Here is a 15,620-nt window from a genome sequence, read left to right as displayed (position 1 = left end):
CCGTCCGGCGGCGCTCGACGCGCGCGGTTCAGCGCTCGCCGAGATTGATCAGGGCGTCGCGCAGTGCCGCGCGGGAGGCGATCCCGAGTTTGGGGAAGATGCGGCCCAGATGGCCCCCCACGGTGCGCGGCGAGAGGTAGAGACGCTCGGCGATCTGCTTGTTGGTCAGACCGGTGGCCGCGAGACGGGCGATCTCCAGCTCCTGCGGGGTGAGCATGACGGGCTCCGGCCCTTCGGCGCGCCTGGTCATCCCCCCGCTCGCCTGCAGCGTGCGTGCCGCCCGGTCCGCCCAGGGCCGGGCACCGAGTTCCTCGAAGGCCGCGAGGGCAGCGCGCAGCGAGGCCCGGGCCTCGGTGGTCGATCGCGCCTTGCGGAGGCGTTCGCCGTAGGCCAGGGTCACGCGTGCCCAGTCGAAGGGCCATTGCTGGACACCGGGGTGGGACAGGGCCTGCTCGAACAACTCGATCGCGGCCTCGTCCGCTTCCGCGGCCATGGCGGCCGCGGCGTCGACGAGCATGGCCCTGCGCGGGGAGAGCCGGGCGATCCCGGCGCTGCGGACCGCCCGGACATGGGCGGCCGCCTCCTCCCGCCGGCCGGTGCGGACCGCGGCCTCCACCAGGTCCACCATCACGAGCAGTGCCACGGGGGTGTACGGGGCCAGCTCCCCGGCCGCGCTGACGGCCGCCGCGTGCCCGTAGACGCGCTCGAAGTCGCCCTCCGCCTGCCGGATCAGCACCTGGACGTGCTCGGCCAGGGTCACCAGATGGAACGCGCCGCGCGACGTCCCCCACAGGGCCATCGCCTCGGCCGCTTCCCCGGCGGCCACGGCGTCGCCGCGCGCCGCCGCGACCACGGCCCGGTAGTACACGAAGTACCAGGAGACGGCCTCGAAGGACAGCTCCTTGCACAGCCGCACTCCCTGGTCGGCCAGCGCGGTCGCCTCGTCCCACCTGCCGGTCAGGAACGCGTCCGTGCACAGCAGCGGCAGCACGAAGATCTGCTTGCGCCCCTGGGGCGAGATGCGCGACACGGCGTCGCGCACATCGGCGAACCGGTCGGCGGTGAGGCTGACGACACCGATCCGCGTGATCCGCGCCGGATTGGTCTCCTGGGGCAGCCCGGCGATGAGTTCCTCCAGGTCGCGTTGCGCGGGCAGGGCGGTGCGCGCGGGGTCGCCCTGCGTCGCGACGTAGACGGCCAGCAGCCGGGGGACGTCGGCCCCGAGTCGGTCGAGGATCTTCTCCAGGGGGACCCACAGCTCCTGGCGGCCGCCGAGGCAGCACAGCAGGACCAGGAGGTGGAGCGCCTCGTCCAGCGCGAGATCCCGGGCGTCGTAGGAGCGGTCGAGGCTCTCGATCGCCTTGAGCAGCGTCTGGTGGGCCGTGTCGATGTCGCCCTCGCCGTCGAGCAGCCGGTGGACCGAGACGGCGGCCGAGTAGAGCAGCGCGCGTTCGTCGGTGCCGACGCGCCGGGCGTCGTCGATCAGCCGGGAGGCCGTGATCAACTCACCGGACGCGTCCGCCCGTATGTAGGCGGCCGCGGAGAGCCGGCGCGCGCGGTCGGCGGCGCCGGGGGACAGGTGCGCGGCCTTGGTGAGGGCGCGGATCGCCGCCGTGGCGTCGCCCCGCCGCACGAGGCGGTGGGCGCTGCCCTCCAGCAGGGCGGCGACGCACTCGTCGAGTTCCGTGCACGCCTCCCCCAGGTGGTACGCGCGCCGGTCGGGCCATTCGTTCAGCACCTCGGCGAGTTCGCGGTGCACGGCGCGGCGCTCCGTGGTGGTGGATCCCTCCAGCACCGCGGTACGGATCATCGGGTGCAGGAACCTGAGGCGATGGCCGAACTGGTCGATGTGCACGAGTCCGTGGCACTCGGCGGCCTCGAAGTCCGTGGGACCGGACGCGGAGCAGAGCCTTTGCACGGCCGCCTGGAGCACCGCGACGTCCCCCGTCTCCTCCAGTGCGGAGACCAGAAGCAGTCGGCGGGTGGCCGCGGGCAGCGCCGCCACGCGCGAACCGAAGGCCTCCCGGAGGCGGCGGCTGAACGGCAGCGGGTCGGGCAGGCGCTCCAGCCCGGCGCGCTGCGGTCCGCTGAGCGCGGCCGGGAGTTCCACCAGGGCCAGCGGGTTTCCCTGCGCGGCGGCGATGACGCAGTCCAGCGCGCATCCGGCCAGGTCCGGATGGCGGAGACCGGCCAGCAGCCGTGACGACTCCCCGTCCAGCGGCGGGATCTCGTACTCGGCCCGTCCGCCGCTCTCGAGAGGGCCGCGCTTCCCCCGGTGGGTCGCGGCGAGGAACGTGATGCGACTGCCGGAGAGCCTGCGTGCCACGAACTGCAGCACGGCCGCGCTGGCCGGGTCCACCCACTGGAGGTCGTCGACGATCAGCAGGATGGGCGTCTCGGCGGCCGCGCCGCGCAGCAGCACGAGGGCGGCGTTGGAGACCAGGAACCGGTCCGGCGGCGTTCCGCTGCCGAAGCCCAGCGCCACGCGCAGCGCCTCCCGGTGCGCGCCTTCCAAAGTCCCGGAACTCTCCTCCCAGACGGGGAAGAGCAGCTGGTTGAGGCCCGAGTACGCGACCTCGCTCTCGATGGCCGCGCCCCCCGCGCGCAGCACCCTGGCACCCGCGGTGAGGGCCCGCTGGCCGAGCAGGTTGAGCAGCGTCGTCTTGCCCACTCCGGGCTCTCCCGACAGCAGCACCGCACCGCCGGAATCGACCGAGCCGAGCAGTGCCTCGACCCGCTCCACATCCTCATCACGACCCACCAGTGCCGGAAGGCTGTTTGCGTCGGCCGTGTACACCATGGACTGCATCGGATGGTTCGTGCTCCCTGGTTCAGGCGGGCGCTCTCGATCCGGGACGCCTGGCGTCCGGCAGGGTCGAAAGCATCACCTTCTCACCATGATCTGTACTGGAAAGTGTTACATGACATGAGAAGGGACCTCATGCGGACAGTGTTTCCTTTCGCCCGCTTTGATCCTCACCTTCGGCACTTCCCGACGGGGATGCGTCACCGCGGCTGCCGAGCCCGGTGTTGATGAGTGGGGTGAGCCGCTGCACCGCGTTGTCGATGAGGTTGAGATCGGCTTTGGTGTGGGCGATGGCGGCGTCGACGAGCAGGGCGACGAGGGGGTCGTCGGCGTGGGTGCGGCGCAGGCGCGCGAGTCCGGCGAGTTCCGACACATAGGTCTGCCGCTGCGCCTCGACGAGGGTGTCCAGGGCGTCGGCCCCCAGGGAGGCGGCGCCGAGGAGCTTGAGGAACAACTCGTCGCGGAAGCCGCCGGTGCGGGTCCAGGCGGCGGTGGCCCACTCGGTCAACTCGTCCTGGCCGGTGGGCGTGAGCTGGTAGCGCGTCTTGTCGGGCCGGTCGGTCTGGGCGACCTGGGACCGGGTGACGTAGCCGTCGCGGACGAGGCGGTCGAGGATCTGGTAGAGGTGGCCGATGTTGAGGCCGCCCCATTGCGGGCCGATGGCCTGCTCGAAGCGGCCCTTGAGCTCGTAGCCGTGGCTGGGGCCTTCGGACAGCAGAGCGAGCACCGCATGATGCAGTGGCACTTTCACACCCCCTATGTATTGTGACAATGTACCGCTGCATTGTGGCAATGCAGGAGGGTGGGAGGGGCTCATGGGTGTGACGTTGCGGGGGGTGACCCGCCGTTACCCGGGGATCACGGCGCTGGACGGTGTCGATCTGGAGATCGCCGACGGTGTGTCGGTGGCGTTGACCGGGCCGTCGGGCGCGGGCAAGTCCACCGTGCTCCATGTGATCGGTGGAATGGACCGGCCGGACTCGGGGTCGGTGGAGGTCGACGGGGCCGAACTCACCGCGGCCCGGCTGGACGCGCACCGCCGCCGCATCGGCTTCGTCTTCCAGCGGTTCCACCTGCTGCCCGCACTCACGGCGCTGGACAACGTCCTGGTGCCGGTGCTGCCGCGCCGGGTGGAATTCGACCGGCGGGAGCGCGCGATGGAGCTCCTGGACGCCGTCGGCCTGGCCGGGCGGGCCGGTGCGCTGCCCTCGCAGCTCTCCGGTGGCCAGCAGCAACGGGTCGCGGTGGCCCGGGCGTTGATCAACCGTCCGGGGCTGCTGCTCGCGGACGAGCCGACGGGCAATCTCGACAGTGCGACCGGGCGGGAGATCATCGACCTGCTGCTGGCTTTGAGCGAGCAGTTCGGCATGACGATGCTGATCGCCACTCACGACGCGGAGGTCGCCGCGAACTGCGACCGGATCGTGCGGTTCCAGGACGGCCGGATCACCTCCGACCAGCAGGTGACACCCGCCGCCGACGTGCTCGACCGGCTCGGGGGCCTGCGTCCGTGATAGCCATGATCCTCTCGCAGTTGCGGCGGCACCGCGGCCGCGCGCTGGCGCTGGCCGCCGGCATCCTGGTGGCCGCGACCAGTTTCACCCTGCTGACCTCGACGGTGACGACCAGTCAGGCCCGCACCACCGACACCGTCCGCAAGAACGCCCGCTCCGCCTATGACGTCCTGGTCCGCCCGCACGGCAGTCAGAGCGCCGTGGAGCGGGCCGACGGCCTGGTCGAGGCCAACTTCCTGTCCGGGATCTTCGGCGGGATCACCCTGGACCAGTACAACGCCATCAAGGACATGGCCGGAGTGCAGATCGCCGCACCGGTCGCCAACCTCGGCTACCTCATGGTGCAGGGCACCGTCAAGATCGACGTCTCCAGGTTCCTCGATCCCGGCGCGCCCGCCCAGATGCTGCGGATCCGGCCGACCCTGACCACCGGCCTGAACCGCGTCCCGGCCGCCGACCAGTACGTCTACGTGAGCCGCAACCCGATCAAGCGACCCACCAGACCTCCCCACGACTGGTCGCCGAGCGACCTGCTTCAGGAGGACACGGGCCACGGCGTGTACTCGGTCTGCTGGTACTACAACTACAACAAGACCGACCTGCACATCCAGCGTGCCGACGACGGCGGTTACGAGCCGCTGGAACCCGTTTTCATCCGGGAGGACCGCCGCGAGGAGTCCCCGTTCGACCGCGACATGAACGCGTGGTTGACCTGCCGGACGGGCCACGCCAACGCGACGGCCGAAGTCCCGGTCTCCTACCCGGTGCTCCTTTCGGCGATCGACCCCAGCGCCGAGAACCGGCTGATCGGCCTGGACCGTGCCGTCACCTCCGGTCGCATGCTCACCGACCGGGACAAGCCTGTCTGGGGCAACGGGGAGCGCTGGTCGGCGGAGTCCTCCTACTGGAAGGTCCCGGTCGTGCTCAACGACCGGACGCTGACCGCCGGCACTCTCGACGCCCGTGTCGAACGCCTCCAGGTCGGCGACCCGGCCGCCCTGCCGGCGAAGCTCGGCAGCCCCGCCGCCCACGACTTCGTCAACGCCTTGCGCGGAACGCCCGTCGGACACGTCACCGCGAGGATCGAGAAGGGCTACCCCGAGAAGTTCACCTATCCGCCCATGGCTTCCAGCTACTGGACGATCGGCCCGGTCGACTACCGCCGCACGGCGCACGGCCTGGCTCCGCGGCCTCGTGCCGGCCAGTCGCCCGAGCTCTGGCGGACCAACGAGAACCGGCAGTTCGTCGACCTCGTCCCCGAGGAGAACACGGGCACCCAGTACCGGAAGGTCACCAGCCATCCCGGCACGTTCTGCTTCGGCTACCTCACCTGCGAACGCGAGGACTACGGACGGACCTCGATCCCCTATCTGGTCCCGGTCGGACGCTACGACGCCTCCGAACTGCCGGGCTTCTCCACGCTGTCGCAGGTGCCGCTGGAGACCTACCGCTCCCCGCAGGTCACCGGCGCCGACAAGGCCGCACGGGCCGCGCTGCACAACCGGCCGCTCGCCCCCGACCGCAACCTCGGCGGCTACCTCACCGCCCCGCCCACCATGCTCACCACGATCGACTCGATCCCCGCCCTCACCAAAAGCCGCCGCCAACCCACCCTCCAGGACACGGCACCCGTCAGCGCCATCCGCATCCGCGTCAGCGGCGTCACCGGCGTCGACCCCGCCTCCCAAGCCCGCGTCAACGCCGTCGCCGGACACATCCGCACCACCTTCCCCGGCCTCCAGGTCGACATCACCATCGGCAGCTCCCCGGCACCACAGACCATCACCCTGTCCGGCGTCGACGTCCGCGAGTACTGGACCGCCAAGGGCGTCGCCCTGCACATCCTCAAAGCCGTCGACACCAAAAGCGCCGTACTCTTCGTGCTCGTGCTGGTGGTGTGCGCCCTCTTCCTCGCACAGGCCGCCCTCGCCTCCGTCCGCTCCCGCCGCACCGAGATCGGCACCCTGCGCTGCGTGGGCTGGACCTCCTCCGACATCCTCCGCCTGGTCCTCGGCGAACTCGCCGCCATCGGCCTCGGCGCAGGCGCCGCCGGCTCCCTCCTCGCCTACGTCCTCGGCACCCTCCTCCACCTCCCCGACGCAGGCGTCAAGGCCGCCCTCGTCCTGCCCGTCGCCCTGCTCCTCGCGCTCACCGCCGGCGCGATCCCCGCCTGGCGGGCCACCAGACTCCGTCCCCTGGACGCCATCAGACCCCCCGTCACCACCGGCGGCCGGCCCGCACCCGTGCGCTCCCTGCCCGGCCTGGCCGCGCGCAACCTCCTGCGAGTCCGCGGCCGCACCGTGCTGGGCGCGGCCGGACTCGCCCTCGGCGTCGCCGCGTTCACCGTGCTCCTCGCCCTCACCCTCGCCTTCCGCGGCGAAGTCGCCGGCTCCCTGCTCGGCAACGCCGTGGTCGCCCAGGCACGCACCGCGGACTACCTCAGCGTCGCCCTGTCCCTGCTGCTCGGCGCGGCCGGCGCCGTGGACGTACTCGTCCTGTCACAACGCGAACGCGCCGCCGACCTCGCCGTCCTGCGCGCCACCGGATGGACCACCCGCGAACTCGCCCGCCTCACCGTCTACGAAGGCATCCTCCTCGCCCTGCTCGGCGGACTCACCGGCGCGGTCGCGGGACTCGCCGCGGTCCTGACCATCGGACGGGGCATGCTGCAGGGACACCTGCCGACCGTCGCCGGCGCCGCAGCCCTCGCCACCCTCGCCGCCGTCGCCCTGGTCAGCGCCGCCCTCGCCTTCCCCATCCGCGCCCACTCCCGCATCGCCCCCGCCCACCTCCTCGCAGCCGACTGACCAGCCGTGACGCGAGATGATGATGTCCAGGAGCGCACGGCACCCACCGGGCGGTGCGCCGTACGCCCGTTCAGCGCGAAGGAGCAGCCATGACCGTCGGGGAAGAGGACCGCACCGGCATCGCGGGGTCCGGTGACGACGGTCCGGCGGCACCCGGCCGCAAGCGGCCGCGCAAGGTCCGCGGGCAGCGCCCCTGGTGGCAGGAGCTGCCGATCCTGATCGTGGTGGCGCTGGTCCTGGCGCTGGGGATCAAGACCTTCTTCGTCCAGGCCTTCTCCATCCCCTCGCGCTCGATGCAGAACACCCTCCAGGTCGGCGACCGGGTCCTGGTGGACAAGTTCACCCCGTGGTTCGGCGCGAAGCCGGAACGCGGCGAGGTCGTGGTCTTCCGCGATCCCGGCGGCTGGCTGGACGACCAGCCGGCCCAGCGGAGCGGCCCCGGCCCGAACGCGGTCACGAAGGTCCTGGCCTTCGTCGGGCTGATGCCCTCGGCCGACGAGAAGGACCTCATCAAACGCGTGATCGCGGTCGGCGGCGACACCGTGACGTGCGAGAGCGGCAAGCCCGTCGAGGTCAACGGGAAGCCCCTGGACGAGCCCTACATCTATCCCGGGGCCACACCGTGCGACGATTTCCCGGTCGGCACCGTGAAGGTACCGAAGGACCGCCTGTGGGTGATGGGCGACCACCGCGACGACTCCGGGGACTCCCGCATCCATGTCCAGGAACCGGGCGGCGGCTTCGTGCCCGTGGACGACGTGGTCGGCCGGGCCTTCGCCGTCGCCTGGCCGGTGCCGCGGTGGTCCACGCTTCCGGTGCCCGCCGGCTTCGACGGGGGATGACACCCGGTGGCGCGGCGCGCGTCACGCCCCGGGTGCCACGTCCTGCTCGGCCCAGACGATTTTCCCCTCGCCCCGCGTGTAGCGGGTGCCGCGCCGCCGGGAGAGCCGGTTCACCAGGAGCAGCCCGCGGCCGCTCTCGTCCGTGGGGCGGGCGTGGCGCAGGCGCGGCAGGCTGTCGCTGCTGTCGGAGACCTCGCAGGTCATGACCTGGTCGCGGATCAGCCGCAGGCGGATGGGCCCCCTGCCGTGGCGTATCGCGTTGGTGACCAGTTCGCTGACGATGAGTTCGGTGGACGGCACCAGATGCTCCAGCCCCCACCGCGCCAACTGCCGGGTGGTCAGGGCCCGTGCGCTGCTCACCGCGGCAGGCTGGAGGGGAAGGTCCCAGGAGACGACTTGGCAGGGGCCGAGCGCGCGGGTCTGGGCCAGGAGCAACGTGACGTCGTCGTCGGGCGGGTGTGTCGACAGGGCGTCGACGACGTCGGAGCACTGCACGTCCAGCGAGCGGCCGCGCCGGGCCAGGACCGTCGTGAGGCGGTCGATGCCGGCGTCGATGTCCCGGGTCCGGGACTCCACCAGGCCGTCGGTGTACAGGGCGAGCACGCTGTCCTCGGGCAGTTCGAGTTCCACCGCCTCGAAGGAGGACACGCCTGCCCCGAGCGGCGTTCCGGGGGGAAGGTCCGGGAAGGTGATGCGGCCCTCGGGGTCGATGATCGCGGGCGGCGGATGGCCGGCCCGTGCCATCGTGCACCGCCGTGTGACGGGGTCGTAGACGATGTACAGGCAGGTGGCCCAGAGGACTTGGGCGGGCGGTCCCTGGACGTTCTCGTGCTCCTGGGTGATGCGGGTGACCAGGTCGTCGAGATGGGTGAGCAACTCGTCGGGGAGCAGGTCCAGATAGGCCAGCGCCCGAACCGCGGTGCGCAGCCGGCCCATCGTCGCGGCGGCCTCGATGCCGTGCCCGACCACGTCCCCCACCACCAGCGCCACCCTGGCGCCGGACAGGGGGATCACGTCGAACCAGTCGCCGCCGACCCCCGCGACGATGTCCGCGGGCAGATAGCGCGAGGCCACCTCGACGGCCGATCCGCCGGTCAACTGCCTCGGAAGCAGGTTGCGTTGCAGGGTCAGGGCGAACGCGCGCTCGCGGGAGTAGCGGTCGGCGTTGTCCAGGCTCGGCGCGGCCCGGGCCACCAGCTCCTCGGCCAGCAGCAGATCGCCGTCGTCGAACGGCGCCGGATTCCTCGACCGGGCGAAGACCGCCACGCCCAGCACCTCGTCGCGGGCTCGGATCGGTACTGCCATGAGGGCGTGGATCCCGTATGTGCAGGCCTTCTCCGCCCAGGGGTCCTGCGGGTCGAGGCAGGAGGGCTCCAGGACCGTCCGCGTCGGCTTCCCCGTGGACAGGACGCCGCCGTAGGTCGAGTTCGCGGGCGCGAGGATCACCTCCCCCGGTGTCCACAGGGGTTCGCACGGCCCCTGGTGGACCGAGGCCAGGGCGACCCGGCGGAACACGGGGACGGGCCCGTCCACCAGGGCCGGGTGGAGCAGCACGTCCGGGCCGAGCCCGCCCGGGTCCGCCAGGTCGACGATCGCGAAGTCGGCCAGCGCGGGCACCGCGACGGCGGCCAGTTCCTGCCCGGTCCGCGCGACGTCCAGGGTGGTCCCGACACGGCTGTCGGCCTCGCTCAGGATCGCCAGGCGTTCGCGGGCCCGGTCCCGGTCGGCGACGTCCACCCACATCGAGCACACGCCCACGGGGCTGCCGTCCGCGTCGTCCAGCCGGAAGTACGAGGCCTCGAAGGGGCCGCAGGTGCCGGCCGCCGAGAGCCACTCCGGGTACTCGAGGTCGAGCGCCGGGGTCCCGCTGTCCAGCACCTTCCTCATCACCGCCTCGAGCGCGCCGGACTCGGCACCGGGCCGCACTTCCGTCAGCCGCCGGCCGAGGCGCGTCACGGGCGGTATCCCGTCCAGGAGTTCCGCGGTGTCGTTCACCCACACGCAGCGCAGTCCCGTGTCGCGGACGCAGATCGCGACCGGTGCGCTGCCCAGGAGCGACGACAGCGGGGGCCCGTTCACCGCGGGCGAGTCCGCCACCCCGTCCACGCGGGTCGCCGAGACCAGCCAGCGGCAACCGTCCTGCCGCCCGGACAGCCGCGAGACGCGCAGCCCCACGTCGAGCGCCCGTCCGTCCCTGTGGCGCACCCCGACCGTGCCGGCCCACGCCTGCGGCAGCACGTGGGAGCGCCGGGCGAGCGCGGATGCCGCGGCCCGGTCGCCGGCCGAGGCCAGCATCGCCGCGGCGGGTCGCCCCACCGCGTCCTGCGCGGAGTAGCCGAGGAGGTGCCGGGCGGAGTCGACCCACCCCGACACCGTGCCGTCCGCACCGAGTACCGCGATCGGTGTGCAGACGACCTCCGAGACCCCCCAAAACGCTGCGTCAAGCCGTTCTTTGCGTGCTGTCATCGAAGATTCCTGACTGATGTAGATCCTCGACAAGCCATGGCGTGGGTGTGCTCGCCGAATTGTGCTCGCAGGAATGCGTTCATGTCGCATTCAAGAAGGAGGACTGTGAGTCGGATTACAGTGTGCCCCCGCGGGAACTGCGACGCGGACGATTTCCGTGCCACGGGCGGTGGATTGCGTGGAGGGGCAAGGACCGTGCAGGCAGGAGCAAAGGGCGCGGGACGGACCCGGCGCGGTCGCCCGGCCCGTGGCGGCCGACTCGAACAGCACATGGGCGGCAGGGCCGAACGACCCGGGCACCGGCCGCACACGAAGGGCATTTGACGCATGCGCGACCATCGGCGCCGGTGACACAGTGGCCCGGGCAGCGACACGGCAGGGCCTTCTCGTCCGCGACAGGCATCGCCCGCATGCTCCGTGCTCGCCGCCCGCCCCCACACACAGCAGACGGCAGGACAAGGAACGCACCATGGCACCACACGTCGTTGAACCGATGGCCGACACGCGCGACATGTACATGGCTCACACCGCGCTGCGCCGCGAGTTCATCCTGCTTCCCGGCCTCGTCCGGACCGTGCCGCCGGGCGACATCCGGCGCACGGAGGTCGTCGGTGCCCACGCGGACCTGCTGTGCCGCATCCTGCACACCCACCACGAGGGCGAGGACCTGCTGCTGTGGCCCAAGCTCGTCGAGCGCGGCGGTGCGGAGGCCGCCGCCATCGTGCCGACGATGGAGGAGCAGCACCACGCCATCGACACCACGCACACGGAAGTGACCGCACTGCTCGGAGGCTGGCGCTCCACCGGGCTGCGCGGCGCGGAACTCGCCGAGGCGCTGGAGCGGCTGGCGAGCGTGCTCCTGGAGCACATGGCGCTGGAGGAGAAGGAGATCCTGCCGCTCGCCGAGCAGCACGTGACCGCGGCGGAGTGGCACCGGCTCGGCGAGCACGGGATGACGGCCACGCCGAAGAAGGACCTGCCACTGGCCTTCGGCATGGCGATGTACGAGGGCGATCCGGAGGTCGTCAAGGCCGTGCTGGCGACGGCCCCGCTGCCCGTCCGGCTGATCGTCCCCGCGCTGGCACGCCGCCGGTACGCGTCCCACGCCAAGGTCGTCCACGGAACCGCCACGCCGCCCCGCATCGGTGCCTGAGGCCCCCGCCAGGCCCGCGGACGGATCACACGCGCATCCTCCCGGAGGAGGTCTCCGGAATTTCCCGCAATCCCGTCATCGCATTTCTGCGGGTGTCCCGCAGTCCCGCCCGGAATGCCTTCCGCGACCGCGGCCGGACTTTACGGTGGCAGCGTAAGGGGTTCCCCCGGCATCACGTACCACGCCGGCACTCGGGACCCAATGCCTCCTGGCAATTCGCGAGGGCATCGTGATCCAAGCATTCTCCACGGACATCAAACCGCCCGACGAGAGGACCGACTACTGGACGGACGCCGTGGGCAAGGCGTTCATCCAGCTGGAGGTACGCACCCGGGGCGAGGCCACGATCCACGGCACCATACGGCGGGCCTGCGTCGCGGGCGTCCAGGTCGGGTCCCTCGAGGCGAGCCCGCAACGGATGACCCGGTCCGCGCCGCTCATCGCCGCGGACGGCGACGACTCACTCGTCGTGAGCCTGCAAAGGACGGGGACCGGCGTCGCGACCCAGGACGGCCGGGAGGCGCCGGTCGCCGCCGGCCAGCTCGTCATCCTCGACACCCGCAGGCCGTACGTCCTGGACTTCGCCGGCCCGGTGCGGCAGCACGTCGCCACCGTCCCGCGCGAGATGGTGGACCTCCCCGACTCGGCCCTGCGCCTGGCCACCGGCCGGACCTACTCCCCCGGCCAGGGCATCAGCGGCATCCTCGCGTCGTACGTGAACGGACTCGTCACGATCACGGACAACTGCATCTGCGCACCGGCGCCGAAGGAGTTCCTCAAGCAGGGGATCGTCGACGTGCTGACGGCCCTGATCACCCTGGAGGGGAACGTCAAGCAGGAGGCCACGCCCGCGGTGGAGGCGGCCCTGCTGCTGCGCCTGCGCACCTACATCCGCAGCCACCTCAACGACCCGTCACTCTGCCCGGCCTCGGTGGCGGCGGCGCACCACATCTCGGTCCGCTACCTCTACCAGCTCTTCCAGGGCGAACCCCTGACCGTCGGCCGGTGGATCCAGCGCCTGCGGCTCGAGGCCTGCCGGAGGGACCTCGTACGTCCCGAACTCGCGGGGCAGACCGTGGCGGCGATCGCGCACCGCTGGGGCTTCGCGAGCCACGCCCACTTCAGCCGCACTTTCCGGGCGGTCTACGGATCGTCGCCGGCGGAGTGGCGTCAGGCCGGTCTCCCGCAGGCGGGTCCGGTCCCCGACGCCGTCCCCCGTTCCTGACAGGCCGTCAATTTATAAGACTGCGCTGCCTGGCCGGTCCGAGCACGTAGCGGCCGGCCCACGCGGCGAGCACGGTCGCCACGTACGCGGCGTCGGCGGCCTTGGTCAGCAGGTGGTCGGCCCCGTCGAGAGCGATGAAGGACTTGGGGTGGCGGGCGGTGTCGAAGATGTGCCGCGCGTTGTCGACGCCCACCAACTCGTCCGTCGGCGAGTGGAAGACAAGCAACGCGGCTCTGAGGCCCGCGATGCGCTCGGTCTGGGGCTGGGTGGCGATGTCGTCCAGGAAGTTCCGCTGGATGCAGAAGGTGCGGCCCGCGAGCACGACGTCGGCCTCGCCCTTCCGCTCGATCTCGTCGCGGTCGTCCCCGAGCAGGTGCAGGACGTGAGCGGGGCTGAAGGGCGCCGCGATCGTGGCGACGGCCCGTACCTGGGGGATGCGGTGCCGTGCGGCGAGGACCGCCGCACCACCGAGCGAGTGGCCGATGAGGAGACCGGGGGCCTTGTGATGGGCCTCCAGGTATTCGGCGGCGTGCACCAGGTCATCGGTGTTGGAGCTGAAGTGCGTGTTGCCGAACTCCCCTCCGGAGCCCCCGAGACCGGTGAAGTCGAAGCGCATCACCGCGATGCCGAACTCCGTCAGCGCCCGTGAGATACGGGTGGCCGCGACCTGGTCCTTGCCGCAGGTGAAGCAGTGCGCGAACAGCGCGTACGCCCGCGGCTCGTCCTCGGGCAGTTCCAGCCGCGCGGCCAGCGCGGCGCCCTGCGACCCCGTGAACTCGACCCTCTTGGTGTGCATCGGTGTGTCCTTCGGCTCTGCGGCTCTGCGACTCTGCGGCTCTGGGCGGCGGCGTCGATGGCGGCGGGCCGCGCCGGACCGGGGAGGTTGCTAGCGGGACCCTGCGACGGCTCCGGTCCCCGCCGCGTAGCACCGGATCGGCACCGTCCGCCCCTGCCCCCACCGCTGTTCCTGCTCGGACAGCAACTCCCACCCCAGGCGCTCGTAGAGCGCGACCGCTGCCGTGTCGGTGGCCACGACGTCGAGCACCGGATGCAGGCCGAGCCGCCGGGCCTCCCGCTCGGCCCGGCCGAGCAGCAGCGCGCCGAGCCCGTACCCCCTCGCCCCCGGGTCGACGAACAGCCGGCTCACCACCGCGGTCCCCTCCCGGCCGGTACCGTTCCGGTCGCCCCACAGCCCGGGGGCCTCGTCCCCCTCCGCGGGGCGGGAGAGGCCGACATGGCCGGCGAGGCGGCCGTCGAGCACCGCGACCCAGGCCCCCAGCCCGGTGGCCCGTGCGACCCAGTCGCCCGGGCGGTCCGGCCAGTCGACCGGGTAGCCGTCGCTGCGATGCACCCGCGCGAGGACCCGGACGCACTCGTCGACATCGTCGTCGGTCCTGGGCCGTACCGCGCGGTCCGGCCGCCCGTCGCGCGCCGCGGGGCTCTCGGTGCTCTCGGTGGTCATGCCGGAATGGAATCACGAGTCGCCGCGTCAGGTACGGCTCGGCTCCGGAGCGGGGAGACGCGCTGCCGCGCCGCGCGGGAGCAGCAGGGGTGTCGCGAGCAGGAGCACACCGGCCAGGCCGACGGCCGTGCGCGGGCCGAGCAGGGCACCGAGCACACCCCAGACGGCCGTCAGGAGCGCGGTGGACGCCTTGGTGGTCACCGCCCAGGCGGACAGCGTGCGGGCGACCCGGTCGCTGGCGGTGCGCTCGAGGCGGGAGGTGGCGTACACGGGGTTGAAGACCCCGCAGCAGAAGATGAGCCCCAGTTCGACGCCGATCACCAGCAGCAGCCCTCCGGTGCCGGGTCCCGCAAAAGCCAGGCCGACGGGCCAGAGCGCGCGCAGCGTCCCGGTCGCCACGAGGACCCGGTGCCGGCCCCAGCGGTCGACGAGCGGCCGGGCCAGCCGCGAGCCGAGCAGCCCGCCGATCGAGGGCGCCGCGAAGGCGAGTCCGTAACTCCACGGCGTGAACCCGAGCCGGCCGAGCATCAGGACCGCGAGCAGTGGCTGGGTCGCCATCACCAGGCCGTTGAAGAGGGCGGTGTTGAAGAACAGCGGACGCAGTACCGCGTCGGCGAGGATGTACCGCCAGCCGTCGAGCAGGTCCCGCCCCCGCATGCGCGCTCCCTCCCGGCGCGCGGGCCGCGGCTCGTGCCCGCCCGTGGCGCGGATGCCCAGGGCCGACAGCAGGTAGCTGACCGCGTCGGCCACGACCGTCGCCATCGGGCCGAGCAGGCCGATCGCCGCGCCGCCCAGCGGCGGTCCCACGATCGTGGTCGTCCAGGCCGTGGACTCGAACCGGGCGTTGGCGACGAGCAGGTCCCCGGCCGGCAGCAGCGTCTTCAGGTAGGCGCCGGAGGCGGCACGGAAGGTGATGTCGGCGGCCGCGACGACGACCGAGACCAGCAGGAGCTGAAGGAAGGTGAGCACGCCGAGCGCGAACGCGGCCGGGATCGTCAGCAGCGCCGCGCACCGCACCAGGTCCGCCGCGACCAGCACCGGCCGCTTGCGGCGGAACTCCACCCACGGGCCGAGCGGCACCGCCACCGCGGCGCCCACCGCCGCCCCCACGGACGCGAGCGCGGCGACCTCGGCCGGCCCGGCGTGCAGGACCTGGATCGCGATCAGCGGGAACGCGCCGAAGGCGAGCCACGTGCCGAGCGCGCTGGTCCCGTACGCCGCCCACAGCCACCCGAACGGCCGCCCCAGCCGGTGCCCGCTCCTCATGCCCGACGCCCTCCGCCCCTCGCCCGCACCGCGCGATCCGCGGTCGCGAGCATCAAAGCGAACGGCGTACCGGGGGATC

11 protein-coding genes are annotated in these 15,620 nt (G+C 72.3%); 5 read left to right on the top strand and 6 right to left on the bottom strand.

Annotated elements, in window-relative coordinates; all coding sequences use genetic code 11:
- Window positions 1-28 precede the first annotated feature (28 nt).
- Complete coding sequence (locus ABZ883_RS08475; protein WP_360903607.1) at window positions 29-2,809, bottom strand: AAA family ATPase; 2,781 nt, start codon at window positions 2,807-2,809, stop codon at window positions 29-31.
- Between the two features lie 130 nt (window positions 2,810-2,939).
- On the bottom strand, window positions 2,940-3,551 hold the full coding sequence (locus ABZ883_RS08470) for a PadR family transcriptional regulator (RefSeq protein ID WP_360903604.1): 612 nt from the start codon (window positions 3,549-3,551) through the stop codon (window positions 2,940-2,942).
- Window positions 3,552-3,621: 70 nt separating this feature from the next.
- Between ABZ883_RS08470 and ABZ883_RS08465 the strand changes: the two genes are divergently transcribed.
- From ABZ883_RS08465 to lepB, 3 genes are all read left to right on the top strand, one after another.
- Complete coding sequence (locus ABZ883_RS08465; RefSeq protein WP_360903601.1) at window positions 3,622-4,320, top strand: ABC transporter ATP-binding protein; 699 nt, start codon at window positions 3,622-3,624, stop codon at window positions 4,318-4,320.
- A gap of 5 nt (window positions 4,321-4,325) precedes the next feature.
- On the top strand, window positions 4,326-7,127 hold the full coding sequence (locus ABZ883_RS08460; RefSeq protein ID WP_360903598.1) for an FtsX-like permease family protein: 2,802 nt from the start codon (window positions 4,326-4,328) through the stop codon (window positions 7,125-7,127).
- An 89-nt stretch (window positions 7,128-7,216) separates the two neighbouring features.
- Window positions 7,217-7,969: a signal peptidase I gene (gene lepB, locus ABZ883_RS08455; protein WP_360903595.1), complete on the top strand. Its 753-nt coding sequence runs from the start codon at window positions 7,217-7,219 to the stop codon at window positions 7,967-7,969.
- A gap of 21 nt (window positions 7,970-7,990) precedes the next feature.
- Here lepB and ABZ883_RS08450 read toward each other — a convergent pair whose 3' ends face one another.
- Entirely contained in the window at window positions 7,991-10,435 is a 2,445-nt protein-coding gene (locus tag ABZ883_RS08450) for a SpoIIE family protein phosphatase (RefSeq protein ID WP_360903592.1), read from the bottom strand.
- Between the two features lie 469 nt (window positions 10,436-10,904).
- Between ABZ883_RS08450 and ABZ883_RS08445 the strand changes: the two genes are divergently transcribed.
- Complete coding sequence (locus tag ABZ883_RS08445) at window positions 10,905-11,588, top strand: hemerythrin domain-containing protein (protein WP_360903589.1); 684 nt, start codon at window positions 10,905-10,907, stop codon at window positions 11,586-11,588.
- A 229-nt stretch (window positions 11,589-11,817) separates the two neighbouring features.
- Window positions 11,818-12,813: a helix-turn-helix domain-containing protein gene (locus ABZ883_RS08440; RefSeq protein ID WP_360903586.1), complete on the top strand. Its 996-nt coding sequence runs from the start codon at window positions 11,818-11,820 to the stop codon at window positions 12,811-12,813.
- Between the two features lie 7 nt (window positions 12,814-12,820).
- Here the strand turns inward: ABZ883_RS08440 and ABZ883_RS08435 are convergent, their stop codons facing one another.
- From ABZ883_RS08435 to ABZ883_RS08425, 3 genes are all read right to left on the bottom strand, one after another.
- Window positions 12,821-13,609, bottom strand: a complete 789-nt coding sequence (locus ABZ883_RS08435; RefSeq protein WP_360903583.1) for an alpha/beta hydrolase — start codon at window positions 13,607-13,609, stop codon at window positions 12,821-12,823.
- 90 nt (window positions 13,610-13,699) lie between these two features.
- On the bottom strand, window positions 13,700-14,275 hold the full coding sequence (locus tag ABZ883_RS08430) for a GNAT family N-acetyltransferase (RefSeq protein ID WP_360903580.1): 576 nt from the start codon (window positions 14,273-14,275) through the stop codon (window positions 13,700-13,702).
- 27 nt (window positions 14,276-14,302) lie between these two features.
- On the bottom strand, window positions 14,303-15,541 hold the full coding sequence (locus tag ABZ883_RS08425) for an MFS transporter (protein ID WP_360903577.1): 1,239 nt from the start codon (window positions 15,539-15,541) through the stop codon (window positions 14,303-14,305).
- Window positions 15,542-15,620: the final 79 nt, after the last annotated feature.

It is taken from the genome of Streptomyces sp. NPDC046977 (genome assembly GCF_040644455.1).
GTDB lineage: Bacteria > Actinomycetota > Actinomycetes > Streptomycetales > Streptomycetaceae > Actinacidiphila.
Note: the sequence above shows the minus strand (reverse complement) of the source record. Positions and strands in the feature narration are given on the sequence as shown.